Source organism: Corynebacterium freneyi, assembly GCF_030408835.1.
In the GTDB taxonomy this organism is placed as follows: Bacteria; Actinomycetota; Actinomycetes; order Mycobacteriales; family Mycobacteriaceae; genus Corynebacterium; species Corynebacterium freneyi.
The window spans coordinates 351,542-374,436 of sequence record NZ_CP047357.1; the positions used below are offsets into that span (position 1 = coordinate 351,542).

At 67.8% G+C, this 22,895-nt stretch carries 26 protein-coding genes; 25 read left to right on the forward strand and 1 reads right to left on the reverse strand.

Annotated features, from left to right (window positions below; translation table 11 throughout):
* Positions 1 to 7 precede the first annotated feature (7 nt).
* Genes CFREN_RS01545 through CFREN_RS01555 form a run of 3 tightly spaced genes read left to right on the forward strand, consistent with a single transcriptional unit; the run spans position 8 to position 3,353 of the window.
* On the forward strand, positions 8 to 1,594 hold the full coding sequence (locus CFREN_RS01545) for a hypothetical protein (RefSeq protein WP_209654243.1): 1,587 nt from the start codon (positions 8 to 10) through the stop codon (positions 1,592 to 1,594).
* Positions 1,591 to 2,607: a TRAFAC clade GTPase domain-containing protein gene (locus tag CFREN_RS01550; RefSeq protein ID WP_070523243.1), complete on the forward strand. Its 1,017-nt coding sequence runs from the start codon at positions 1,591 to 1,593 to the stop codon at positions 2,605 to 2,607. The genes CFREN_RS01545 and CFREN_RS01550 overlap by 4 nt, the downstream gene beginning before the upstream one ends.
* Positions 2,604 to 3,353, forward strand: coding sequence for a hypothetical protein (locus tag CFREN_RS01555; protein WP_209654241.1), 750 nt, complete (start codon positions 2,604 to 2,606; stop codon positions 3,351 to 3,353). The genes CFREN_RS01550 and CFREN_RS01555 overlap by 4 nt, the downstream gene beginning before the upstream one ends.
* 87 nt (positions 3,354 to 3,440) lie before the next feature.
* Here CFREN_RS01555 and CFREN_RS01560 read toward each other — a convergent pair whose 3' ends face one another.
* Positions 3,441 to 5,282, reverse strand: a complete 1,842-nt coding sequence (locus CFREN_RS01560) for a hypothetical protein (RefSeq protein WP_209654239.1) — start codon at positions 5,280 to 5,282, stop codon at positions 3,441 to 3,443.
* A 162-nt stretch (positions 5,283 to 5,444) separates the two neighbouring features.
* On the opposite strand from CFREN_RS01560, the gene CFREN_RS01565 reads away from it, so the two are divergent.
* The 22 genes from CFREN_RS01565 (at position 5,445) to CFREN_RS01670 (ending at position 22,772) form a co-directional block, all read left to right on the forward strand.
* Positions 5,445 to 6,371 (forward strand): LuxR C-terminal-related transcriptional regulator, encoded by a 927-nt coding sequence (locus tag CFREN_RS01565; protein WP_209654237.1) that lies wholly within the window; start codon positions 5,445 to 5,447, stop codon positions 6,369 to 6,371.
* A 295-nt stretch (positions 6,372 to 6,666) separates the two neighbouring features.
* On the forward strand, positions 6,667 to 8,112 hold the full coding sequence (locus CFREN_RS01570) for an MFS transporter (protein WP_209654234.1): 1,446 nt from the start codon (positions 6,667 to 6,669) through the stop codon (positions 8,110 to 8,112).
* Between the two features lie 320 nt (positions 8,113 to 8,432).
* A complete protein-coding gene (gene rpsL, locus CFREN_RS01575; RefSeq protein ID WP_035121347.1) occupies positions 8,433 to 8,804 on the forward strand; it encodes a 30S ribosomal protein S12 in 372 nt (123 codons plus the stop codon).
* A gap of 3 nt (positions 8,805 to 8,807) precedes the next feature.
* The gene (gene rpsG / locus CFREN_RS01580) at positions 8,808 to 9,278 is read left to right on the forward strand and encodes a 30S ribosomal protein S7 (protein WP_035121345.1); all 471 of its coding nucleotides are present in this window, start codon (positions 8,808 to 8,810) and stop codon (positions 9,276 to 9,278) included.
* Between the two features lie 208 nt (positions 9,279 to 9,486).
* A complete protein-coding gene (gene fusA / locus CFREN_RS01585; protein WP_083291635.1) occupies positions 9,487 to 11,619 on the forward strand; it encodes an elongation factor G in 2,133 nt (710 codons plus the stop codon).
* Positions 11,620 to 12,040: 421 nt separating this feature from the next.
* Entirely contained in the window at positions 12,041 to 13,231 is a 1,191-nt protein-coding gene (gene tuf, locus CFREN_RS01590) for an elongation factor Tu (protein WP_070523233.1), read from the forward strand.
* A gap of 805 nt (positions 13,232 to 14,036) precedes the next feature.
* Complete coding sequence (gene rpsJ, locus CFREN_RS01595; RefSeq protein WP_035121337.1) at positions 14,037 to 14,342, forward strand: 30S ribosomal protein S10; 306 nt, start codon at positions 14,037 to 14,039, stop codon at positions 14,340 to 14,342.
* Between the two features lie 29 nt (positions 14,343 to 14,371).
* Positions 14,372 to 15,028 carry a 50S ribosomal protein L3 gene (rplC, locus tag CFREN_RS01600; RefSeq protein WP_070523231.1) on the forward strand — a complete coding sequence of 219 codons (657 nt, stop codon included), beginning with the start codon at positions 14,372 to 14,374 and terminating at the stop codon, positions 15,026 to 15,028.
* The gene (gene rplD / locus CFREN_RS01605) at positions 15,025 to 15,675 is read left to right on the forward strand and encodes a 50S ribosomal protein L4 (protein WP_209654232.1); all 651 of its coding nucleotides are present in this window, start codon (positions 15,025 to 15,027) and stop codon (positions 15,673 to 15,675) included. Before rplC ends, rplD begins: the two co-directional genes overlap by 4 nt.
* Positions 15,675 to 15,980: a 50S ribosomal protein L23 gene (rplW, locus tag CFREN_RS01610; protein ID WP_035121329.1), complete on the forward strand. Its 306-nt coding sequence runs from the start codon at positions 15,675 to 15,677 to the stop codon at positions 15,978 to 15,980. Before rplD ends, rplW begins: the two co-directional genes overlap by 1 nt.
* A gap of 36 nt (positions 15,981 to 16,016) precedes the next feature.
* The gene (rplB, locus tag CFREN_RS01615; RefSeq protein ID WP_070523226.1) at positions 16,017 to 16,859 is read left to right on the forward strand and encodes a 50S ribosomal protein L2; all 843 of its coding nucleotides are present in this window, start codon (positions 16,017 to 16,019) and stop codon (positions 16,857 to 16,859) included.
* Between the two features lie 14 nt (positions 16,860 to 16,873).
* Complete coding sequence (gene rpsS, locus CFREN_RS01620; protein ID WP_005509882.1) at positions 16,874 to 17,152, forward strand: 30S ribosomal protein S19; 279 nt, start codon at positions 16,874 to 16,876, stop codon at positions 17,150 to 17,152.
* A gap of 3 nt (positions 17,153 to 17,155) precedes the next feature.
* Complete coding sequence (rplV, locus tag CFREN_RS01625; protein WP_035121321.1) at positions 17,156 to 17,518, forward strand: 50S ribosomal protein L22; 363 nt, start codon at positions 17,156 to 17,158, stop codon at positions 17,516 to 17,518.
* The gene (gene rpsC / locus CFREN_RS01630; RefSeq protein ID WP_035121318.1) at positions 17,518 to 18,261 is read left to right on the forward strand and encodes a 30S ribosomal protein S3; all 744 of its coding nucleotides are present in this window, start codon (positions 17,518 to 17,520) and stop codon (positions 18,259 to 18,261) included. Before rplV ends, rpsC begins: the two co-directional genes overlap by 1 nt.
* Positions 18,262 to 18,678, forward strand: coding sequence for a 50S ribosomal protein L16 (gene rplP / locus CFREN_RS01635; protein ID WP_035121316.1), 417 nt, complete (start codon positions 18,262 to 18,264; stop codon positions 18,676 to 18,678).
* The gene (gene rpmC, locus CFREN_RS01640) at positions 18,678 to 18,914 is read left to right on the forward strand and encodes a 50S ribosomal protein L29 (protein WP_035121313.1); all 237 of its coding nucleotides are present in this window, start codon (positions 18,678 to 18,680) and stop codon (positions 18,912 to 18,914) included. Before rplP ends, rpmC begins: the two co-directional genes overlap by 1 nt.
* The gene (gene rpsQ, locus CFREN_RS01645; protein WP_035121311.1) at positions 18,911 to 19,189 is read left to right on the forward strand and encodes a 30S ribosomal protein S17; all 279 of its coding nucleotides are present in this window, start codon (positions 18,911 to 18,913) and stop codon (positions 19,187 to 19,189) included. The genes rpmC and rpsQ overlap by 4 nt, the downstream gene beginning before the upstream one ends.
* Positions 19,190 to 19,344: 155 nt before the next feature.
* Entirely contained in the window at positions 19,345 to 19,989 is a 645-nt protein-coding gene (locus tag CFREN_RS01650) for a class I SAM-dependent DNA methyltransferase (RefSeq protein ID WP_338127196.1), read from the forward strand.
* 285 nt (positions 19,990 to 20,274) lie between these two features.
* Complete coding sequence (rplN, locus tag CFREN_RS01655; RefSeq protein WP_035121309.1) at positions 20,275 to 20,643, forward strand: 50S ribosomal protein L14; 369 nt, start codon at positions 20,275 to 20,277, stop codon at positions 20,641 to 20,643.
* Complete coding sequence (gene rplX, locus CFREN_RS01660; RefSeq protein WP_035121307.1) at positions 20,644 to 20,958, forward strand: 50S ribosomal protein L24; 315 nt, start codon at positions 20,644 to 20,646, stop codon at positions 20,956 to 20,958. It begins immediately after the preceding gene.
* 2 nt (positions 20,959 to 20,960) lie between these two features.
* A complete protein-coding gene (rplE, locus tag CFREN_RS01665) occupies positions 20,961 to 21,530 on the forward strand; it encodes a 50S ribosomal protein L5 (RefSeq protein WP_035121305.1) in 570 nt (189 codons plus the stop codon).
* 330 nt (positions 21,531 to 21,860) lie between these two features.
* On the forward strand, positions 21,861 to 22,772 hold the full coding sequence (locus tag CFREN_RS01670; RefSeq protein WP_209654230.1) for a GDSL-type esterase/lipase family protein: 912 nt from the start codon (positions 21,861 to 21,863) through the stop codon (positions 22,770 to 22,772).
* Positions 22,773 to 22,895 lie beyond the last annotated feature (123 nt).

Below are 22,895 nucleotides of genomic sequence, written 5' to 3' on the forward strand. Positions count from 1 at the left end.
GAAGAACATGTCAGTGAATTCCCTCGGAGAGGGCCAGGAGTTTCGCATGTCGGCCCGCGGCATGTTCCAGGTCCAGGCCCATTCGCTTGGTTCCCGGGAGCCCGTGCGGCTGGAGCTGCGCGGCGACGCCGACGCCAACCGCGTGGACGACTCGACCCTGAAGGTCATAGGGGCCGGTTCGTCGTCGCAGGTCGTGCTCAGGCCGGTCGCGGGCGGCGATTTCGGCCCGGGGCGGTCGGCGCAGGTCATCGTCACCCGCGGTCGCCCCGGAACGGATTCGGCGCAGAGCATCGAGTTTCCTCGCGTCACCCTCGACGGTCGTTCCGAGGTCGTCGTCGGCCTGATTCGGGCGGAGGGCGATGATCTGCTGCTGCGTGCGGAGGGCCTCGTCGCCGAAGGCCGGTTGGACGGCCCGGCGGCCACGGTGCGCGCCGCCGTGCGTTCCGCACTCGACGCGGCGTCGGTGCACCCGGCCGAAGGGATGGCCATCCGCGTTCACGTCGACAGGTCGGCGTCGATGTCCGCGCCGTCGGTGCTGGCCCGCCTCGCTCCCGCCGTCGACGTCATCGTCGGCGCGGCCAGCGTCATTCCCGGCACGCCGCGCGTGACGGTCGTCGCGGACGGCGAAACCCGTGTCCTCGACTCCGTCGCCGACCTCGCGGGAGAGGTCCGGCAGCTCGTGCAGTCCGGGGCCGCCCGCATCGGCGGCGGCGAAACGGTGTCGGACGGCATGGATGACCTGACGTTCGTCATCTCCGACGCGGTGCCCGCCGCCGTGGCCGACGGAGACTCGAATGCCGTGTCGCTGTTGCTGCGGGGTGCGTCCCGCCACGGTTCCTCCACCGTCGTCGCCGTCGACGATCGTTTGATCGATGCCCTGGAATCGGGCCGGTCGGATGCCATCCGCAGCTCCGTGGAATCCGTGGTCATGGCCATGCGCCGGATCAACGACGGATCCCGAGGCGCCGCCGCGCCGGCTGCACCCGCTGCCTCCGAGCCCCCGCAGGCCCCGGCCCGGGACGCCGATCCCTTCGGCGGAACGCCCACGTTCGCGGACTCGTCTCCGTTCGGGCAGGCTCCGGCTTTCGGGGAATCGCAGTCCTTCGGCGAGGCCCCGCGGTTCGGCTCGCCCGAGGGCTTCGGCTCCGACTCCTCGTGGGGGAACCCTCCGACCTTCGGGGATGCGCCGGCTTCCGCACCCGCCTCCGACGGCACCGCGGAATCCGCCCCGGCGACAGACGACATCGTGGATGCCGACGCGCCCACCACCCACTTCGCCGCACCGACCGGAACCACGCCGACCGGAACCACGCCGACCGGAACCACGCCGACCGGCAACCGTCCGAGCGGAACCGGGTGGACCGGGACGTGGGCCGCGCAATCCCCGTCGACGGAAGCGGAATCGGCCGACACCGGTCGGGACACCCCCGGCCGCCACGCGCGGGACGCCGAAGCGGAAGACGATGGACGTCGTCAAGCACCCGTGTGGCCGACCAGCCCCACCACCCCGACGCAGCGTCCCGGAAACGACATCCGACCCCCCATGTTCGGCGCACCCGCCGACGACCGCTCCGACGAGGATGACCGCCGATGACCGTCCCCCAACTCCCGGCCACCCCCACCCGGTGCCCGTACACGTTCCGTCCCCTGCGCGACCCGCAGGCGACCCGCAGCGAGTACGTCGACCGTGAACTGCCCGCCGGATGGGCGGACTCCGGCACGCTGTGCATCGCGCTGGCCGGCGCCCGCGCCTCCGGCAAGAGCCTGTACATCGCCGTCCTGGTGAAGATGCTCGACCAGCTGGCCCAAAGCCACCGCAAGGTCATCCGCGGCGCCGACGAATCGACCCGCGAGCGATACCGGGACAACTACGAAAAGCCCCTCTTCGAGGAAATGGGCCTCATGCCGCCCACGCCGCGCATGGCCGCAGAAGACGCCTACCAGCGCGACCCCCTGATCTTCGACCTGGGCACCTGGGACGTCGGGCAGGGGCCGCGGAAGTTCTTCCTGGTCATCCGCGACGTCGCCGGCGAGGACCTCGAAGTGCTGCCCGACGACCCGGACTCGCTCGGCTTCTTCCGCGAGGCCGACGAGATCATCTTCCTCTTCGACCCGCTGAAGGTCCCGCAGATCCGCAATTACCTGTCGGGCCTGGTCCCGGATCAGACGCTCGGCGGCGACCCCGTAGACGTCCTGCAGAACCTCCTCGACCTGCTCGGCCAGGCCCGCCCGCGACTGGCGGTGACCCTGTCCAAGTTCGACACCCTGCAGGAACTCGAACGCGTCCCCGACAGCGAGTGGGGCCGGATCATGGGCAACTATGGGGCGGCGTACCGCAGGGACACGGGGCTGCGCTTCGACAACAACGATTCCCTCTACCTCGACGCGGAAATCCGCAGCATGTTGCTCAAGCTCGATGCCGGCCGACTCGTGCTCACCCTCGAGGACAGGTACCGGCCCGCCAACGGGTACGGTTTCCGATACTTTGCGACGTCCGCCCTGGGCGCGGCGCCCCAGGGGCAGCATCTCCACCGCAGCGGCATCGCGCCGTTCCGTTGCCTGGATCCGGTGCTGTGGCTGCTCACGGACAGGGGGCTGTTCCGATGAACGGGAACGGAAACTTCGGAGGGCCCGGCTTCGGCCAGAGCGGGTTCGGCCAGGGCGGTTTCGGCGGAGGATCCGACCAGTCCGGGTTCGGCCACGGCGGCGGTTTCGGCGGATCCGGCCAAGCGGGCGGCTTCGGAAGCGGATTCGGCGGGACGGGCGGATTCGGTGCAGGCGGAGGACAGCCGGCGACCCCGGACCGCTCCGGCTTCGGCGGGGGCTTCGCGCCCGGCGGCGACGACTACCGATTCGGCGGGCCCGCGCCGGGCGGCCACACCGGGCCCACGGGGCACAAGGCCCCGTTCGGGCAGCGGATGGCGTCGATGAAGTTCTTCAACGCTCCCGTCACGATCCTCATCGCCTTCGCGATGCAGCTGGTCACCGCGGGCGTGGTCATCTGGCGTCTGGTCGAGCGGTGGCAACTGCCCGAGCGACCCACCACCGGCGTCGGTCTGTTGGAAGGGTACGAGGATCGGATCGCCTCGGCGATCGGGGCGAACGACTCGTTCCGGCCCGAGAACATCCTGGAGACCACCATCTTCTGGGGGATCATCCTGGTGGTGCTGCTGCTGATGGCGTTCTTCACCGTGAAGGGGGAGAACTGGGCGCGCATCGTGCTCACGCTGCTGTGCATCGCCGGAGTGCTCCTCCTGGCCGTGTCCGGCTTCGCCATCGCCGGCCTGGCCTGCGTGATCACGCTGCCCCTGTTGTGGGTGCCGGTCAACAAATCATGGTTCGGTCAGGTGTGACCGGACGGAGTTGACCGACGCGGCCGACCCCGGTCGGCGGGCATCGACCCCGCCGACCGGGGTCAGCTGCTCGGCACGGGCGGCCGGTCAGCGCGGCAGCTGGTCGATCGTCTCGTTGGCTTCGCGAACGAGCAACTGAGCGCCGAGGCCGGCGAAAATGTCCCGGGCCTTGGTCACGCCGGCCCGCGCCTCGGTCAGTTCCGACTCCGACGCACCCGGGACGCGCGCGAGCGTCCGCCCCTTTTCCAGCAGAAGACGGGCGTACCCCACTCGGGCGCGGTCGTCGTCGAGTTCGCCCGGGGTGACCTTGTCCAGGAGCGTGTCGTAGCACTTGACCGCGACCTCCGGTCGGCCGGCGAAGTTCCAGGAACGTCCCAGGTGCAGGAGCGACTCCGACAACAGGGCGGTGTCCTCCAGCTCCTCCGCCCGCTGGCTCAACCGCTGAAAATCTTCGTGGGCGCCCCTGAAGTCCCGCAGCTTCGCCTTGCACAGGGCGGCCTCGAGCAGGCACCGCACCGCGGCGTGCTCGTCGCCGACCTGGCTCCAATTGTCCGCTACACGCTCGAGCAGCCTCATCCGCAGCGTGGTCGCGTCGCCGACGTCGCGGAGCAGGTGGGCGAATCGTTCGCCGTAGCGGGCGCGGTCTCCGGTGTCGGGGAGCCTGCACACCGCGTTGGCGCCGGCGAGGGCGGACGCCCGGATGTCCTTCTGATCCCCGGAAATGACCGCCGCGCGGGTGCGGCCCACCAACGCCGCGCCCTGCTGCGCGGACGTCGCGTGAACGGTCTTCGAGCGGGAATCCAGCACGAATTGGAAAGCGTCCCGGGCCGTCGCCGCATCGCCGGCCCGCAGGGCCTCGTCGCCGGTGGTCAGCGCGGACGTCCACACGGCGCGGGAACGCTCGGCCAGCTCGTCGCGCGTCGTCCCCTGGACTTTCAGATCGCCGATGGCGCACACCGCGTTGGCGGCCACCGTGATGTCGGAGGCGAAGGCGCTCGCATCGAAGCGGCCGGCGCCACCCATGCCGACGAGCAGGGGCGCGGCACGGCGGATCTGGTCGTCGTTCGGCCCATCGGCCTGGCCGGCGGAGTTGAGCAGCAGCCGGAGCAGAGCGTCCGCGCCGTCCTTCTTGGCATCGGACACCCCCGCGGATTCGACGCGGACGAGCGCCTTGCCCCAATCCACGCGAGAGCCGGTGCCGCCCTCGTCGGTGCCGGCGACCTCGCCGTCCACGACGTCGCCTCGACCCGAGGGGGCGTCGGCCCCGCCGTTCGTGCCCAGGGTTGCCAGGGCGCGGTTCATCAGACGGTCGGCCAGTCCGCGCCGCCTCCTCGGGGCGTCGTTCGGGACGGTGCCGACGTTGGCGTTTGCACCGCTGCTCGAGCCGCCCCCGCCGCTCGCCTCCGCGCCTTCGCCGGCACCCGCGCCGACCCCGGTGGCCGAGGTGCGGCCGCTGCGCCGTTCCCGCAGCTCCCGGGCAGTCGCCCCGTCCCCGGCCGCGTCGAAGGCCAGTGCCGCAGTGGTCAGATCCTTGCGGGCCTCGGCGTAGTTGCCCGCGGAGATGCGCAGGTCGGCCACTTTGGCGAAGGCCCTGCCACGCATGAGGGGGTCGTCGACAAGCAAGGACATCACGGCCACCGCATACAGCGACTCGATGGCCTTCACCGGCTGGTCCGTCGCCGCGTACTGGTCGGCGAGCCCCTCATGGGCCCGGGCGAGCGCCAGAGCGTCGGCGGGATCGCCCGGCAAGCGGGGGCCGGGGCGGAGCTTCGCGATGATCTCGCGGTACTTCGTCGTCGACGCCCGAGATCCATCGGGCCCGTCGATGGCGTCCCGGGCGGCGGCGAGCATTTCCTCGGCCGTCGGAGAGACCTGAACCTCCGGGGACTGCTGCTGCGGGGCCCCCTTCGAAGCGTTTCGGTAGATCACACCCCGAGCTTAACGGGCGTTCGATGCCCGGGTTTCCCGGGGAGCGGCGCAGGTGGGGACGCCGCAGTGTCTATGATGTTTCGGAAAGAAACTGATGTGGAGGCCGACGGGCGTGCGACGGGCGCGGTCGGGCCGCGACTGGACCGAGGGAGGGCGACGCCGATGCCGCACAACCGGCCGCGCGACCGCGACCTGGCCAAGCAGCTCGTTCGCGAACTGCGCAGGGAGGCGGATCTGCCCGTCGTTTTCCTCGGCATCGGCGGTCAGGCCGGCGTGACCATCGACGAAGGCGTCGGTCTGCGTCGCGACGGCGTCCGCGGAGTCAACGTCGTGCCGGGTGAGGGGCTCGGCGGCCGCGTCCTGCGGGATCGGCGCCCCGCAGTCGTCGCCGACTACGGAACCTCCCGCACCATCACCGACAGTTACCTGGACCAGGTGCGCAGCGAGGGGCTCGGCCCCGTCATGGCGGTGCCCGTCCTCTCCGGCATCGGCGAAACCCGGATGCTTCTCTATGGGGCGCATCGCGAGCGGTTCGAATTCGGGGATCGCATCCGCTCCGTGGCCATGCGCTTGGCGACGAAGGCCGGCACCGAGCTGCGCATCCGGGATGAAGTCGACCGGCGCATCGCCATGGCGCAGCGCGGCACCGCCGGGATCCGCGAGGCGGGGGAGGGGCCGGGGTCGTCGGATCTGGAGCGACTGCGCGAGTTGCACGCCGACCTGCGGGCGATCGCCGCGACCACGGCCGACGCCGATGCGCGCGACCGGCTTCTGGCCGCCTCCGGCGGGCTCGCCGCGATGTTGTTTCCGGATGCCGGGGGCGACGGGACGCGCTCGGGCGATGCCGGGGGCGCGGAAACGGGGGTGGCGAGAGGTGGGCCGCATCCCGATGCACCGAAGCTGACGGCGCGCGAGCTCGACGTGCTGTCGCAGGTCGCGCTGGGCTGCACGAACGCCGAGGCGGCGGCGCGGTTGTCGCTGAGCATGGAGACCGTCAAGGCGTATCTGCGCAACACGAGCGCGAAGCTCGGCGTGAAGGGGCGCCATGCGGCGGTGAGCCGTGCCCGCGTCCTCGGCTTGATTCCCTGAGCGGGGCGTCATGGCGGCCCGTTGTGGAGGCCCGTTCGGCAAAGATTTTCGCGAAGTTTCGAACGGGGTCGGATGGCCGTCGAATGGTGTCCGTCACTGCATCGTGGCTGGTCGGGGCTCTTCTTGCCGGTGGAAAGTATCTGAATCGTGAATTAAATCGCTAGCCGCGATTAATCGTTGATTCCATAACACCCTCTTTCGGGTATGTGAGACGTGGGTCACGCCCGCATATGTTCTGCGTCACATTGTTGAACGGGTGGTCCCCGGCGGGCCGCCCCCGAGACAGGAGACGCCCATGACCAACTCCATCGCGACGGATCGCGCATCCGTCGGCGTGACCGCACCGGCGCCCCACGTGCCGGCCGACGACGCAGCCAAAGGACCCTCCCTGCGCAGGGTCGCCACCGCGAGCCTCGTCGGCACGACCATCGAGTTCTACGACTTCTTCATCTACGGCACCGCCGCGGCGCTGGTGTTCCCCACCGTGTTCTTCCCGAGCATGACCCCGATGCTGTCGACCGTGGCCTCCTTCGCCACCTTCGGCGTCGCGTTCCTCGCCCGCCCGCTGGGCTCCGTCGTCTTCGGGCACTTCGGCGACATCCTCGGCCGCAAGCGCACCCTGGTGTGGACGCTGCTGATGATGGGCATCGCGACCCTGTGCATCGGCCTGCTGCCGGGCTACGAAACCGGCGTCTTCGGTCTCTTCGAATCCGGCATCGGCGTGTGGGGTCCGATCCTCCTGGTGCTCATGCGCTTCCTGCAGGGCATGGCCGTCGGCGGCGAATGGGCCGGCGCGACGTTGCTCACGGCGGAATACGCGCCGCCGGGCAAGCGCGGCGCGTACGCGATGTTCCCGCAGCTCGGCGCCGCGGTCGCCTTCTTCCTGTCGTCCGGCACCTTCGTGCTCGTCTTCCTCGCCATCGGCGAAACGTCCGACGCCTTCATCGAATGGGCATGGCGCATTCCGTTCCTGCTGTCCATCGTGATGGTCTTCGTCGGCCTGTACGTTCGCCTGGCCATCCAGGAGACCCCGTCGTTCAAGAAGGAGCAGGAACGCCGTGCCCGGGAGCGGGCCGCCGGCGTGCGCCGCACCCTGCCGTTCATGGACACCCTGCGGCACCAGTGGCGTGAGGCCGTGACCGGCGGCGTCGCGCTGGCTTCCCTGTTCTCGCTGTTCTACATGGGCACCTCGTACCTGACCTCCTACGGCACCGCCCAGCTGGGCCTGGCCCGCCGTGACATTCTGCTGGTCGGCATGGTCGCCGCCGTCGTCTTCGGCGGTGCCATCGCGGCCTCGGCGGCGATCTCCGACCGCATCGGCCGCACCAAGGTGATCCTGACTTCGACGGTGCTCGCGGTCCTGTGGACGCCGGTGCTGTTCTGGGTCCTGGACTTCGGCACCATCTGGCACTTCGGCATCGGCCTGACCGTGACCATGGTCGTCTTCGGCATCTCCTACGGTCCGGCCGGCGCGATGCTCCCCGAGATGTTCCGCGTCGACCTGCGCTACACCGGCGCCGGCCTGGCCTACAACATCGCCGCGATCCTCGGCGGCGCCATCCCGCCGCTCATCGCCGCCCCGCTCGCCGAGGCCTACGGCGGCTTCGCGGTCGGCATCTTCCTCGCGGCCATCTCCCTGACCTCCTGCATCGCGGTGACCCGGATCCGCTCCAACCACGAGGACGACATCGACGAGCACAACCAGCTCGTCCGCGAATCCGACGCCCTCGCCAAGCCGTAGTCCCGCGACCCGGCATCGCCCCCGCCTCGGGTGCAATCGGCTCGACCCGTGAACCGGCCCCGGGCCCGGGGAGGGGCCGTCGTAAAGCGAAAGCGGCTTTGCGACGGCCCCTCTTCCGTTTCATTACCTGGGTTTTTTGGCGATCGTCGCAGGTTGCACTACTGTCGGTGGACAGTCCCAAGATGTAATTGGGAGTTGACGACATCACCCGGTAGGCCAGCGAGAGCGGCTGACTGGGTTTCGCACGTTTAAAAACCGATCCTCCACCAGCGGCCGGACGGACGCCGCAGTGCGATCGGAACGAAAAAGAAAGAGGCTTCATGCCCACTATCCAGCAGCTGGTCCGCAAGGGCCGCCACGACAAGAAGTCGGCCACGTCGACGGCCGCCCTGAAGGGCTCGCCGCAGCGCCGTGGCGTGTGCACCCGCGTGTACACCACCACCCCGAAGAAGCCGAACTCGGCGCTCCGCAAGGTCGCCCGTGTTCGCCTGACCTCCGGCATCGAGGTCTCCGCCTACATTCCGGGCGAGGGCCACAACCTGCAGGAGCACTCCATGGTGCTCGTCCGCGGTGGCCGAGTGAAGGACCTCCCGGGCGTCCGCTACAAGATCGTCCGCGGCTCCCTCGACACCCAGGGCGTCAAGGACCGCAAGCAGGCCCGTTCCCGCTACGGCGCGAAGAAGGAGAAGTAAGACATGCCTCGTAAGGGTCCCGCCCCCAAGCGTCCCGTCGTCAACGACCCGGTGTACGGCTCGCCGCTGGTCACCCAGCTCATCAACAAGGTGCTGCAGGACGGCAAGAAGTCGACCGCCGAGCGCATCGTCTACGGTGCCCTCGAGGTCTGCCGCGAGAAGACCGGCACCGATCCCGTGCTGACCCTCAAGCGCGCCATCGAGAACGTCAAGCCCGCCCTCGAGGTCCGCTCCCGCCGCGTCGGCGGCGCCACCTACCAGGTTCCGGTCGAGGTCCGTCCCGGCCGCGGCAACACCCTGGCCCTGCGTTGGCTGCTCATGTTCTCGCGCCAGCGCCGCGAGAACACCATGATGGAGCGTCTCGCCAACGAGATCCTCGACGCCTCCAACGGCCTCGGCGCGTCCGTCAAGCGCCGCGAGGACACCCACAAGATGGCCGAGGCCAACCGCGCCTTCGCCCACTACCGCTGGTAGTGACCGCGAGCGCCGGACCAGGCCCCCAGGGGCCGGCTCCGGCGCCGGCGACCCGGGGGCCTTTGGGGTCCCGGGGGGAATCACGGCGAGCCACCGGGCCGAATCGGTGGCAAGATAGATCGAGCAACCCGACCGCTGGCGGTCGAGGCGAAGACGTCGACAACGTCCTGAGCCCCCGCCACACGATTTGAAACGAGTGGGGAATCAAGTGGCAGAAGGCGCACTTCCCGTCAAGAAGGACCTGAAGAAGGTCCGCAACATCGGCATCATGGCTCACATCGACGCCGGTAAGACCACCACGACCGAGCGCATCCTGTACTACACGGGCATCAACCGCAAGGTCGGCGAGACGCACGACGGTGGCGCTACCACCGACTGGATGGAGCAGGAGAAGGAGCGCGGCATCACCATTACGTCCGCCGCGGTCACCTGCTTCTGGAACGACAACCAGATCAACATCATCGACACCCCGGGCCACGTCGACTTCACCGTCGAGGTCGAGCGCTCCCTGCGCGTGCTCGATGGCGCCGTCGCCGTCTTCGACGGCAAGGAGGGCGTCGAGCCCCAGTCGGAGCAGGTCTGGCGTCAGGCCCAGAAGTACGACGTCCCCCGCATCTGCTTCGTCAACAAGATGGACAAGCTGGGCGCGGACTTCGAGTACACCGTCGGCACCATCGTCGACCGCCTCGGCGCCAAGCCGCTGGTCATGCAGCTGCCGATCGGCGCGGAGGATGACTTCGACGGCGTCGTCGACCTGCTGCAGATGAAGGCCCTGACCTGGCGCGGCAAGACCGAGATCGGCACCGAGGCCACCGTCGAGGAGATCCCGGCCGACCTGGTCGACAAGGCCAACGAGTACCGCGAGAAGCTGCTCGAGGCCGTCGCCGAGTCCGACGAAGAGCTCATGGACAAGTACTTCGGCGGCGAAGAGCTGACCATGGACGAGATCAAGGGCGCCATCCGCAAGATGGTCATCAACTCCGAGATCTACCCGGTCTACTGCGGCACCGCCTACAAGAACAAGGGCATCCAGCCGCTGCTCGACGCTGTCGTCGACTTCCTGCCGACCCCGCTCGACGTGGGCGAGGTCCACGGCCACAAGGTCGGCGACGAGACCGTCGACATGGTCCGCAAGCCCTCCGCCGACGAGCCGTTCTCCGCGCTGGCGTTCAAGATCGCCGCGCACCCGTTCTTCGGCAAGCTGACCTTCGTCCGCGTCTACTCGGGCCGCGTGGAACCGGGCGCCCAGGTGCTCAACTCCACCAAGGAGAAGAAGGAGCGCGTCGGCAAGCTCTTCCAGATGCACGCCAACAAGGAGAACCCGGTCGACGAGGCCGTGGCCGGCAACATCTACGCGTTCATCGGCCTGAAGGACACCACCACCGGTGACACCCTCTGCGCCCAGGACGCCCCGATCGTGCTCGAGTCCATGAGCTTCCCGGACCCGGTCATCTCCGTGGCCATCGAGCCGAAGTCGAAGGCCGACCAGGAGAAGCTGGGCACCGCGATCCAGCGCCTGGCCGAAGAGGACCCGACCTTCACCGTCCGCCTGGACGAGGAGACCGGCCAGACCGTCATCGGCGGCATGGGCGAGCTCCACCTCGACGTCCTGGTCGACCGCATGAAGCGCGAGTTCAAGGTCGAGGCCAACATCGGCAATCCGCAGGTCGCGTACCGCGAGACCATCCGCAAGCCGGTCGAGAAGTACGAGTACACCCACAAGAAGCAGACCGGTGGTTCCGGTCAGTTCGCGAAGGTCATCGTGTCGCTGGAGCCCTACGCCCCGGCGCCCGAGGAGCTGGAGGAGGGCGAGTCGGCGACCTACAAGTTCGACAACGCCGTCACCGGCGGCCGCGTGCCGAAGGAGTACATCCCCTCCGTCGACGCCGGCATCCAGGACGCGATGCAGTACGGCACCCTGGCCGGCTTCCCGCTGGTCAACATCAAGGCCACCCTGCTCGACGGTCAGTACCACGAGGTCGACTCCTCCGAGATGGCCTTCAAGATCGCCGGCTCCATGGCCCTGAAGGAGGCCGTGCAGAAGGCGAAGCCGGTCCTGCTCGAGCCGATGATGGCCGTCGAGGTCATCACCCCCGAGGAGTACATGGGCGAGGTCATCGGCGACATCAACGCCCGCCGCGGCCAGGTCAACTCCATGGAGGACCGCACCGGCGTCAAGGCCGTCAAGGCCCTGGTCCCGCTGTCGGAGATGTTCGGCTACGTCGGCGACCTGCGCTCCAAGACGCAGGGTCGCGCCAACTACTCGATGATCTTCGACTCCTACGCCGAGGTTCCGTCCTCCGTCGCGCAGGAGATCATCGCCGAGCGCACCGGCAACTAAGCCGGAGCCGGGTCCCGTCCGGACGACGTCCGCGGCGGGGTCCGGGCCCGTCGGCCGTTATCCGCACCGATTGCGGAAGCGTCCGGCGGAGCCGAAACTCCCTCCGATCCACCGTGTCGGGGATCGGGGGAGGGTAACGGCCCGCACTTTTCACCGCTGACCCGGCCTTCGTCGCCGGCGCCGGAGGTGGTGCGCGGTGCCGGCCGTTACCCCGTAATCGATCCGGGGGAGCCGAGTTTGATATGGGCCCGGCATTCCCATTAGGATCGTGTAACTGGCACAGTGAAAATGCACTGTCCGCCCCCTTCTTTACTCCCGCACAAGGTCGTCTTTCGTCGGCTTGTGCAGTGGCGTGGGGGTGGGCGACCACAATCTGTGGCTACGAAAGTCGTGGCCACCATGACGTCCAGGAGGACTAACAGTGGCGAAGGCGAAGTTCGAGCGTACGAAGCCGCACGTCAACATCGGCACCATCGGTCACGTCGACCATGGCAAGACCACCACCACGGCTGCCATCACCAAGGTGCTGGCCGACAAGTACCCGGACCTGAACGAGTCCTTCGCCTACGACGCCATCGACAAGGCGCCGGAGGAGAAGGAGCGCGGCATCACCATCAACGTGTCCCACGTTGAGTACCAGACGGAGAAGCGCCACTACGCGCACGTCGATGCCCCGGGTCACGCGGACTACATCAAGAACATGATCACCGGCGCCGCCCAGATGGACGGTGCGATCCTCGTCGTGGCCGCCACCGACGGCCCGATGCCGCAGACCCGTGAGCACGTCCTCCTGGCCCGCCAGGTCGGCGTCCCCTACATCCTCGTCGCCCTGAACAAGTGCGACATGGTCGACGATGAGGAGATCATCGAGCTCGTGGAGATGGAGGTGCGTGAGCTTCTCGCCGAGCAGGACTACGACGAGGAGGCTCCGATCGTCCACATCTCCGCTCTGGGCGCCCTGAACGGCGAGGAGAAGTGGGTCGACTCCATCCTCGAGCTGATGGAGGCCGTCGACGAGAAGGTGCCGGACCCGGTCCGCGAGACCGACAAGCCGTTCCTGATGCCGGTCGAGGACATCTTCACCATCACCGGCCGCGGCACCGTCGCCACCGGTCGCGTCGAGCGCGGCACCCTGAACGTGAACGACGAGGTCGAGATCCTGGGCATCAAGGAGAAGTCCCAGAAGACCACCGTCACGGGCATCGAGATGTTCCGCAAGCTGCTGGACTACACCGAGGCCGGCGACAACTGCGGTCTGCTGCTCCGCGGCATCAAGCGCGAGGACATCGAGCGCGGCCAGATCATCGCCAAGCCGGGCGCGTACACCCCGCACACCGAGTTCGAGGGCTCCGTCTACATCCTGTCCAAGGATGAGGGCGGCCGTCACACCCCGTTCTTCGACAACTACCGTCCGCAGTTCTACTTCCGCACCACCGACGTCACCGGCGTCGTGAAGCTGCCGGAGGGCACCGAGATGGTCATGCCGGGCGACAACGTCGACATGTCCGTCACCCTGATCCAGCCGGTCGCGATGGACGAGGGCCTGCGCTTCGCCATCCGCGAGGGTGGCCGCACCGTCGGCGCCGGCCGCGTCACCAAGATCAACAAGTAAGTCTTGTTGCTCATGCGGAACGATGCCGCCGATCTGATCGTCTGATCCGACCGACGCATCGCCCGCGGCCTTGAGAAGGGCCCCGCTCCCACGTTCGGGAGCGGGGCCCTTTTCGCATGTCCGAGTCGGCCGGGCTCGTCGTGCGCGAATCCGGGGTGGGGGTTGTTCGGTCCGGCGTGCGGTCGTCGTCAAGCATTTGCTTTACGACGGCCAGCCGTTGACGCCGGCCCGACACGCAGATGAACGGCGGTGCGATCCAGTGATGTTGCGCACATATCCGGAAGGGATTTGGGGGATGCCCCCGCAACGTGCTTTAATACACGGGTTGCTTTAACACGGCGTCATCGCCGCACACTCGCCAGGCCCGAGGGAACCGGCGCAGTTGCGGAGAGGCGTCGCTGGTGAAGTGAGCATGGCCACGAGAGCCGACGTCGGGACACCGGCGAAGGCGACGTGCCCCGCAGTCGTCAAGAGGGCGACACGCCCGACCGCGGGGACCGGTGCTGGCATGGCAAATACACAGCGGCAGTAGGCGAAAGGCACCCACGCTTTCACGGGGGAGCCTCTCCTTCAACTGGGACATCGGTCGACGACCGTGCGCGAACGCGCGGGAAATCACCGTCCTCTCGGAATGCATCGGCGCTGTGCTGCGCCATGCCCGACGACGGTGACCACAAGACGACACAAGCGATACCCGGAATCGACACTCTGGCGCTGGCCATGACCAGCTGGGCACACCGGCGCAGAGAAGACAATGACAGGGTCGACGCCCCTCGAGGGCGCGCCGACCGAGGAGAGGACAAGCGTGGCGGGACAAAAGATCCGCATCAGGCTGAAGGCCTACGACCACGAGGCGATCGACGCGTCTGCGCGCCGCATCGTCGAGACGGTGACCCGTACGGGCGCCCGAGTGGTCGGCCCCGTGCCGTTGCCCACCGAAAAGAACGTGTACTGCGTCATCCGCTCGCCGCACAAGTACAAGGACTCGCGCGAGCACTTCGAGATGCGCACCCATAAGCGCCTGATCGACATTCTCGACCCGACCCCGAAGACCGTCGACGCTCTCATGCGCATCGACCTTCCGGCGTCCGTCGACGTCAACATTCAGTGAGCCTGGACTACGGCAGCGGAGACTAGATAATGAGTGAAAACGAGATCAAGGGCATCCTGGGCACCAAGCTCGGCATGACCCAGGTCTTCGACGAGGACAACCGGGTCGTCCCGGTGACCGTCGTCGAGGCCGGGCCGTGCGTCGTGACCCAGGTGCGCACGAAGGACGTGGACGGCTACGACGCCGTCCAGATCGCCTACGGCGAGATCGACCCCCGTAAGGCCAACAAGCCGCAGGTCGGCCACTTCAAGAAGGCCGGCGTGACCCCGCGTCGCCACACCGTGGAGATCCGCACCCCGGACGCCTCCTCGTACGAGGTCGGCCAGGAGGTCGGCGTGGACGTGTTCGGCGACATCGAGTACGTCGACGTCACCGGCACCTCCAAGGGCAAGGGCTTCGCCGGCGCCATGAAGCGCCACGGCTTCGCCGGCCAGGGCGCGGGCCACGGCAACCAGGCCTCGCACCGCCGAGTCGGCGGCATCGGCGCCTGCTCCACGCCCGCGCGCGTGTTCAAGGGCAAGCGCATGGCCGGCCGCATGGGCAACGACCGGGTCACGACCCAGAACCTGAAGATCCAGAAGATCGACGCCGACGCCAACCTGCTCCTCATCAAGGGTGCGGTTCCGGGCGTCCGCGGCGGCCTCCTGGTTGTCAAGACCGCTGTGAAGGGTGGTGCTCACGCATGACGAACCTCAAGCTTGACGTCCACACCGCCGACGGTGGCGTGAACGGCTCCGTGGAACTCCCGGCCGAGATCTTCGACGCCGAGGTGTCGACCGCCCTGATGCACCAGGTCGTCGTCGCCCAGCGCGCCGCGGCTCGCCAGGGCACCCACAAGACCAAGACCCGCGCCGAGGTGCGTGGCGGCGGCCGCAAGCCGTGGCGCCAGAAGGGCACCGGCCGCGCCCGCCAGGGCTCGATCCGTGCTCCGCACTGGACCGGCGGCGGCGTCGTCCACGGCCCGGTGCCGCGCGAGTACTCGCAGCGCACCCCCAAGAAGATGAAGGCGGCCGCCCTCCGCGGCGCCCTGACCGACCGAGTCCGCCACGACCGCATCCACGTGGTCGAGGAGCTCGTCGCCGGCCAGACCCCGTCGACCAAGTCGGCGCGCACCTTCATCGAGCGTCTGACCGACCGCAAGTCCGTGCTGGTCGTCCTCCCGCGCGAGGACGTCACCGCGTGGAAGTCCGTCAACAACCTGCCGAACGTCCACACCCTGACGCAGGACCAGCTCAACACCTACGACGTGCTGAAGGCCGATGACGTCGTGTTCGCCGTCCAGGCGCTCAACGAGTTCATCGCCCGCAACACCGGTGCGGAGGAGGAGAAGTAATGGCCACCATCGCGGATCCCCGTGACATCATCATCGCCCCGGTCGTGTCGGAGAAGTCCTACGGACTGATGGAGCAGAACGTCTACACGTTCCTGGTCCGTCCCGACGCCAACAAGACCCAGATCAAGATCGCGGTCCAGGAGATCTTCGGCGTGAAGGTCGCCAGCGTGAACACCGCCAACCGTGAGGGCAAGCGCAAGCGCTCCCGCACCGGTTACGGTCAGCGCAAGGCCACCAAGCGCGCTTACGTGACTCTCGCGGCCGGCAGCGATCCCATCGACATCTTCGGCGGTTCGGCCGCCTAAGGCTGGTCGACGAGGAAGTTAAGGAAGAGCAAAAGTATGGCTATTCGCAAGTACAAGCCGACTACGCCGGGTCGCCGCCAGAGCTCCGTCTCCGAGTTCAGCGAGATCACTCGCTCGACTCCCGAGAAGTCTCTGCTGCGCCCGCTGTCGAAGACCGGTGGCCGCAACGTGCACGGCCACATCACCACCCGTCACAAGGGCGGTGGCCACAAGCGTCAGTACCGCGTCATCGATTTCCGCCGCAACGACAAGGACGGCGTGCCGGCCAAGGTCGCTCACATCGAGTACGACCCGAACCGCACCGCCAACATCGCGTTGCTGCACTACGTCGACGGCGAGAAGCGCTACATCATCGCGCCGAAGAACCTGAAGCAGGGTGCGGTCGTCGAGTCCGGCGCCAACGCCGACATCAAGGTCGGCAACAACCTGCCGCTGCGCAACATCCCGACGGGTACGACCATCCACTGCGTCGAGCTCAAGCCGGGCGCCGGCGCCCAGCTGGCCCGCTCGGCCGGCGCCTCCATCCAGCTGCTGGGCAAGGAAGGCAAGTACGCCGTCCTGCGCATGCCGTCTTCGGAGATCCGCCGCGTCGACGCGCGCTGCCGCGCCACCGTGGGTGAGGTCGGCAACGCAGACCAGATCAACATCCGCTGGGGCAAGGCCGGCCGCATGCGCTGGAAGGGCTGGCGCCCGACCGTGCGCGGTGTCGTGATGAACCCGGTCGACCACCCGCACGGTGGTGGCGAGGGCAAGACCTCGGGTGGCCGCCACCCGGTGTCGCCGTGGGGCCAGAAGGAAGGCCGCACCCGCAAGCCCAACCGCCCGAGCGATCACCTGATCGTCCGTCGCCGTCGCAGCAACAAGAACAAGAAGCGCTAAGGAGGTAACAGAGAATGCCACGCAGCCTCAAGAAGGGCCCGTTCGTCGATGAGCACCTCCTTGCGAAGGTGGACGCTCAGAACGAGAAGGGCACCAAGCAGGTCATTAAGACCTGGTCTCGCCGCTCCACGATTCTCCCCGACTTCATCGGCCACACCTTCGCCGTCCACGACGGTCGCAAGCATGTGCCGGTGTTCGTGGACGACTCGATGGTCGGCCACAAGCTGGGCGAGTTCGCCCCCACCAAGACCTTCAAGGGTCACGTCAAGGACGACAAGAAGGGACGTCGATAAGCCATGAGCAACGACATCACCTCCGCCCGCGCCACCGCGCGCTTCGTCCGCGTCACCCCGATGAAGGCCCGTCGCGTGCTGGAGACGGTTCGCGGCAAGTCGGTCTCCGAGGCCCTCTCCATCCTGGAGTACGCCCCGCAGTCCGCGTCGCAGCCGATCGCGAAGCTGGTCGCCTCCGCGGCGGCCAACGCCGAGAACAACTTCGGCCTGGACCCCCGCACCCTCGTCATCGCCCAGGCCTGGGCCGATGAGGGACCGACCATGAAGCGCTTCCGCCCCCGTGCGCAGGGCCGTGCTTTCCACGTCCGCAAGCGCACGAGCCACATCACCGTGGTCGTCGAGAGCCAGAAGGGAAGTGCTCAGTAGTGGGACAGAAGATCCACCCCCACGGCCTCCGGCTGGGAATCTCCAGCGACTGGAAGTCCCGCTGGTACGCCGACAAGCAGTACGCCGACTACCTCGCCGAGGACATCAAGATCCGTGATCTGCTGTCCACCGGCCTGGAGCGCGCCGGCATCTCCGACGTCGTCATCGAGCGCACCCGTGACCGCGTTCGCGTCGACATCCACACCGCCCGACCGGGCATCGTCATCGGTCGTCGCGGCTCGGAGGCCGACCGCATCCGCGGTGAGCTGGAGAAGCTCACCGGCAAGCAGGTCCAGCTGAACATCCTCGAGGTCAAGAACATCGATGCGGATGCCAAGCTGGTCGCCCAGTCCATCGCCGAGCAGCTGACCAACCGCGTGGCGTTCCGCCGCGCGATGCGCAAGGCCATCCAGTCCTCCATGCGCCAGCCGCAGGTCAAGGGCATCAAGGTCGTGTGCTCCGGTCGTCTGGGCGGTGCCGAGATGGGCCGCACCGAGCGCTACCACGAGGGTCGCGTTCCGCTGCACACCCTGCGCGCGGAGATCGACTACGGCACCCACGAGGCCCACACCACCTTCGGACGCATCGGCGTCAAGGTGTGGATCTACAAGGGTGACGTCATCGGTGGCCGTCGCGAGTCCGAGATGAACGCCGGTCGTGACGGTCAGCGTCGCGACCGCCGTGAGCGCCCGCGTCGTGGTGGCCAGCGCCGCCAGCGGGCCTCCGAGAAGAAGGAGGGCTAAATGCTCATCCCGAAGCGCGTCAAGTACCGCCGCCAGCACCGTCCGACCCGTTCCGGCGTCGCCAAGGGCGGCACCCAGGTGACGTTCGGCGACTACGGCCTGCAGGCCCTGGAGCCGGCGTACATCACGAACCGCCAGATCGAGGCCGCCCGTATCGCCATCAACCGCCACGTCAAGCGTGGTGGCAAGGTGTGGATCCAGATTTTCCCGGACCGTCCGCTGACCCAGAAGCCGCTCGGCGTGCGCATGGGTTCCGGTAAGGGCCCCGTGGAGAAGTGGGTCGCCAACGTCAAGCCGGGCCGCATCATGTTCGAGATGTCCTACCCGGACGAGAAGACCGCGGTCGAGGCGCTCAAGCGCGCCGGCGCGAAGCTTCCCTGCAAGACCCGAGTCGTCCGGAAGGAGGATCAGTACTGATGTCTAACGGCATTCCCGCCCACGAGCTCCGCTCGCTGGATAACGATGGCCTGGTCGCCAAGCTCAAGGAGTCCAAGGAGGAGCTGTTCAACCTCCGATTCCAGATGGCGACCGGTCAGCTGACCAACAACCGTCGACTGAGCGCCGTCCGCAAGGACATCGCCCGCATCTACACCGTGATGCGCGAGCGCGAGCTCGGCCTTTCCGCCGCCCCCACCGATGGTGATGCGGCATGAGCGAGGAGAACATGAACCAGACCGAGTCCGGCGCCCGCAAGGTCCGCTCCGGTTACGTCGTGTCCGACAAGATGCAGAAGACCATCGTCGTCGAGCTCGAGGACCGCAAGCAGCACGCCCTGTACGGCAAGATCATGCGCACCAACTCCAAGGTGAAGGCCCACGATGAGAACGAGGAAGCCGGCGTCGGCGACCGCGTTCGCATCGAGGAGTGCCGTCCGCTGTCGAAGGACAAGCACTTCCGCCTGATCGAGATCATCGAGAAGGCCCGCTAAGCGGCTTTTCGCGAAGTCTCTTTCGCTTTACGACGCCCCCGTCATCCCGGTTCGCCGGGGAGGCGGGGGCGTCGTCGTTTCCGGATCGCCGGAGTGGCCCGCCGGGTGAACGGGGTTGTCGCCGATCCGGGGTGAAGTGCGCAATACTTGATGTCATGAACATGCACCGCACCTGGTCCGAGATCGTCGCCGCCGACCCCGACCATTCGCGGCGTTATGCGCAGAGGTGGGAGAGTTTCGTGGCGCAGGGCCGCGACATCGAGGGGGAGGCCCGGTTGGTCGATGCGATGGCGCCGCGCGCCGCCCGGATCCTCGACGCCGGGTGCGGGCAGGGGCGGCTGGGCGGTTACCTGGCGACGCGTGGTCACAGGGTGTTGGGCGTGGACATCGACCCGTATCTGATTTCCGTCGCCCGCGACATCCAGCCCGGAGGCACGTGGAAGGTCGGGGACTTGGCCCGGCTGGGCGAGGTGCTCGCCGACTTTGACGCCGACCCGGCCGCGGACGAGGCGGGGGAGCACCCGACGGGGGACTTCGACGTCATCGCCGCCGCCGGCAACGTGCTGACCTTCATCGACCCCGCCGACCGGGGTGCGGTGCTGGAGGGTTTCCGCGACGCGCTCGCAGGCGGCGGTCGCGCGGTCATGGGCTTCGGTGCTGGACGCGGCTGGACGTTCGACGAATTCGAGGCCGACGCCTTCGAGGCGGGACTGCACGTCACCCACAGGTTCTCCACGTGGAATCTGCATGCCTTCGACGAGCGGGCGAATTTTCTCGTCGCGATCGCCGAACGGGCCTGACTTCGTTCGCGGCCCTGCGGCAGGGGCGCGCCGGACGCCAGTCGATCGTGGCCCTCGGCACGTGGTCCGGGTGCCGGGGGAGCCGAGGGCGATTTGGGGGCTCACCGGTGGGTATGCCATAATTCACGGGTTGCGAGTGGTGGAGTGCGTCCACGCGGCGACGGTTTCCGGTTCATCCGGGCCCGTGCCGCGGCAGTGACCCCGCCGGCTCGCAGCCGAATCAGACCGCGTGCGCCCGGGACGGAAATCCGGCGCACACAGCAATCCAGGTCAAGGAGAACCGTAGTGATTCAGCAGGAATCGCGTCTGCGGGTCGCCGACAACACCGGTGCCAGGGAGATCCTGTGCATCCGCGTGCTCGGCGGCTCCACCCGACGCTTCGCCGGCATCGGCGATGTCATCGTGGCCACCGTGAAGGAGGCCGCCCCGGGCGGCAACGTCAAGTCCGGTGACATCGTTCGCGCCGTCGTCGTTCGCGCCAAGAAGGAGACCCGTCGTCCGGACGGCTCCTACATCTCGTTCGACGAGAACGCCGCCGTCCTGATCAAGGCCGACAACGAGCCCCGCGGCACCCGCATCTTCGGCCCGGTCGCGCGTGAGCTTCGCGACAAGAAGTTCATGAAGATCGTGTCGCTCGCACCGGAGGTGATTTAAGTGAAGATCCGCAAGGGCGATACCGTCCTGGTCATCTCGGGTCCGGACAAGGGCGCGCAGGGTGAGGTCATCGAGGCCTACCCGGCTCGCGACAAGGTCCTGGTCTCGGGCGTCAACAAGATCAAGAAGCACGTCGCGAACTCCGCCCCGGAGCGCGGCGCCTCGTCCGGTGGCATCGTCACCCAGGAGGCCCCGATCCACGTGTCGAACGTCATGCTCGTCGACGAAGACGGCACCCCGACTCGCGTCGGCTACCGCTTCGATGAGAACGGCAAGAAGGTTCGCATCTCCCGTCGCACCGGGAAGGACATCTAAGCATGAGCGAGAACTACACCCCCCGCCTCAAGGCGCGCTACCGCGCCGAGATCCGCGAGAACCTGCAGAAGGAATTCTCCTTCGACAACGTCATGCAGATTCCGGGCATCACCAAGGTCGTCGTCAACATGGGCGTCGGCGAGGCCGCCCGCGACTCCAAGCAGATCAACGGTGCGCTCAACGACCTGACCCTCATCACGGGCCAGAAGCCGGAGCTGCGCCGCGCCAAGAAGTCGATCGCCAACTTCAAGCTGCGTGAGGGCATGCCCATCGGCGCCCGCGTCACGCTGCGCGGCGACCGCATGTGGGAGTTCCTGGACCGTCTGCTGACCGTGGCCCTGCCGCGAATCCGCGACTTCCGCGGTCTGTCCGACAAGCAGTTCGACGGCCACGGCAACTACACCTTCGGTCTCTCGGAGCAGTCCATGTTCTACGAGATCGACATCGACAAGATGGACCGCCCCCGCGGCATGGACATCACCGTCGTGACCACCGCCACGAACAACGACGAGGGTCGCGCCCTGCTGCGCGAGCTCGGCTTCCCGTTCAAGACCGGCCAGCAGAAGGACTAGTATCCGGCTGCACTGCCGCCGGCTCGGTGGCTTCGTGACCCCCGCGTCCCGATGAGGGAGGCGGGGGCTTCGCGTTTCGGGTGAAGCCGCATAATGTGATGTGCGACACGTTGGCCGCCGTCGAAAAGCGATCGCGGACGGTTCAATGTCTCCCTCGGCGCCGGATTCGTCGCCTTTTTTCATCCCGTCAACCTGCGACTTGTAACAAAAAGGTCACGAACGTCGGCCGAAGAGGTAACATCCGTGACCCTGGGCATCGGATGAACATGCGGTAAGAACCGCAGGCCCACGACTTGACACCGCTCTCAAGAAACGGCACGGTTTCCACTCATGAAGAAGTCTCTCTCCACCAAGGTCCGCTCCGCGGCCATCGCCGCCGTCACGGTTCTGGGCCTCGGCCTGGGCGCCGCCGGCGCCACCGCCCAGCCCGCCCTGCCCGCCATCCCGGAGATCCCGGCCATTCCGGGCGTCCCGAACCTGAACCCGGCGCCGCCCACCGGCCCGAAGCAGGTCGTCACCTTCGGCGACTCCTTCACCGCCAACGCCGGCAAGTCCGGCCCGCGCGGCCTCGAGCCGGGTCAGATGCCGGTCGTGGCCAACTGCGCCACCGACAAGGAGAACTGGCCGAAGATCGCCGCCAAGAACACCGGCAAGTCCCTCGGCGACTGGTCCTGCAACGGGATGGGCGGCGCCCCCGTCGTCCAGCTGGTCGGTTACGTCGAGGCCGCCATCATGCATGGCGACCTGGGGCCGGGCACCGAGGACGTCGTCTTCATGTACGGCGGCATGGACGCCCTGCAGTGGGTCGACGTCGCCGGCAAGATGCAGAACATCGGCGAGCTGAACAACACCCTGTACCAGCAGGAGCTCACCCACGTCGCCAACCGCATCCGCGAGGTTGCCCCGGGCGCCACGATCCACCTGGCCTCCTACCCGGAGTACGCCACCAACGACGAGCTGTGCCTGGCCAACCTGCCGGGGCAGACCATCCCGATCCCGGCTCCGGGCGGCACGCAGATCCAGGAGGCGTTCCGCGACTCCATCGCCAACGCCGCTCGCAACATCGGCGCCAACTTCATCGACGTCTACCAGCAGTCGATCGGTCACGGCACCTGCAACCCGGTCGACCGTGATCGCTGGGTCGCCGGCTTCATGGACCCGAACATGGGCCCGATGACCAACCACCCGACCATCGACGGCCAGTACGCGATGGCCGACATCATCGCCCCGCACCTCCGCTAGACTCGGACTTCTTCGCGAGCGCCCCGCCCGGCGCCGACCACCAGGTCGGTTCGGGCGGGGCCTTCGCGTTCCCCGGAGGCGATTTGGGCCGCGGGCCCGCGTACTGGTAGGTTCGAACGGTCC

What these genes read in the sequence shown, in the direction of transcription:
- rplP (WP_035121316.1), top strand. Translation starts at nt 18,262, where the DNA reads ATGCTCATCCCGAAGCGCGTCAAGTACCGCCGCCAGCACCGTCCGACC.
- rplB (WP_070523226.1), top strand. Translation starts at nt 16,017, where the DNA reads ATGGCTATTCGCAAGTACAAGCCGACTACGCCGGGTCGCCGCCAGAGC.
- CFREN_RS01570 (WP_209654234.1), top strand. Translation starts at nt 6,667, where the DNA reads ATGACCAACTCCATCGCGACGGATCGCGCATCCGTCGGCGTGACCGCA.
- rpsG (WP_035121345.1), top strand. Translation starts at nt 8,808, where the DNA reads ATGCCTCGTAAGGGTCCCGCCCCCAAGCGTCCCGTCGTCAACGACCCG.
- CFREN_RS01670 (WP_209654230.1), top strand. Translation starts at nt 21,861, where the DNA reads ATGAAGAAGTCTCTCTCCACCAAGGTCCGCTCCGCGGCCATCGCCGCC.
- CFREN_RS01545 (WP_209654243.1), top strand. Translation starts at nt 8, where the DNA reads ATGTCAGTGAATTCCCTCGGAGAGGGCCAGGAGTTTCGCATGTCGGCC.
- rplV (WP_035121321.1), top strand. Translation starts at nt 17,156, where the DNA reads ATGAGCAACGACATCACCTCCGCCCGCGCCACCGCGCGCTTCGTCCGC.
- rplW (WP_035121329.1), top strand. Translation starts at nt 15,675, where the DNA reads ATGGCCACCATCGCGGATCCCCGTGACATCATCATCGCCCCGGTCGTG.
- CFREN_RS01550 (WP_070523243.1), top strand. Translation starts at nt 1,591, where the DNA reads ATGACCGTCCCCCAACTCCCGGCCACCCCCACCCGGTGCCCGTACACG.
- rplD (WP_209654232.1), top strand. Translation starts at nt 15,025, where the DNA reads ATGACGAACCTCAAGCTTGACGTCCACACCGCCGACGGTGGCGTGAAC.
- CFREN_RS01650 (WP_338127196.1), top strand. Translation starts at nt 19,345, where the DNA reads ATGAACATGCACCGCACCTGGTCCGAGATCGTCGCCGCCGACCCCGAC.
- CFREN_RS01565 (WP_209654237.1), top strand. Translation starts at nt 5,445, where the DNA reads ATGCCGCACAACCGGCCGCGCGACCGCGACCTGGCCAAGCAGCTCGTT.
- rplE (WP_035121305.1), top strand. Translation starts at nt 20,961, where the DNA reads ATGAGCGAGAACTACACCCCCCGCCTCAAGGCGCGCTACCGCGCCGAG.
- rpmC (WP_035121313.1), top strand. Translation starts at nt 18,678, where the DNA reads ATGTCTAACGGCATTCCCGCCCACGAGCTCCGCTCGCTGGATAACGAT.
- rpsS (WP_005509882.1), top strand. Translation starts at nt 16,874, where the DNA reads ATGCCACGCAGCCTCAAGAAGGGCCCGTTCGTCGATGAGCACCTCCTT.
- rpsL (WP_035121347.1), top strand. Translation starts at nt 8,433, where the DNA reads ATGCCCACTATCCAGCAGCTGGTCCGCAAGGGCCGCCACGACAAGAAG.
- CFREN_RS01555 (WP_209654241.1), top strand. Translation starts at nt 2,604, where the DNA reads ATGAACGGGAACGGAAACTTCGGAGGGCCCGGCTTCGGCCAGAGCGGG.
- rplC (WP_070523231.1), top strand. Translation starts at nt 14,372, where the DNA reads ATGAGTGAAAACGAGATCAAGGGCATCCTGGGCACCAAGCTCGGCATG.
- rpsQ (WP_035121311.1), top strand. Translation starts at nt 18,911, where the DNA reads ATGAGCGAGGAGAACATGAACCAGACCGAGTCCGGCGCCCGCAAGGTC.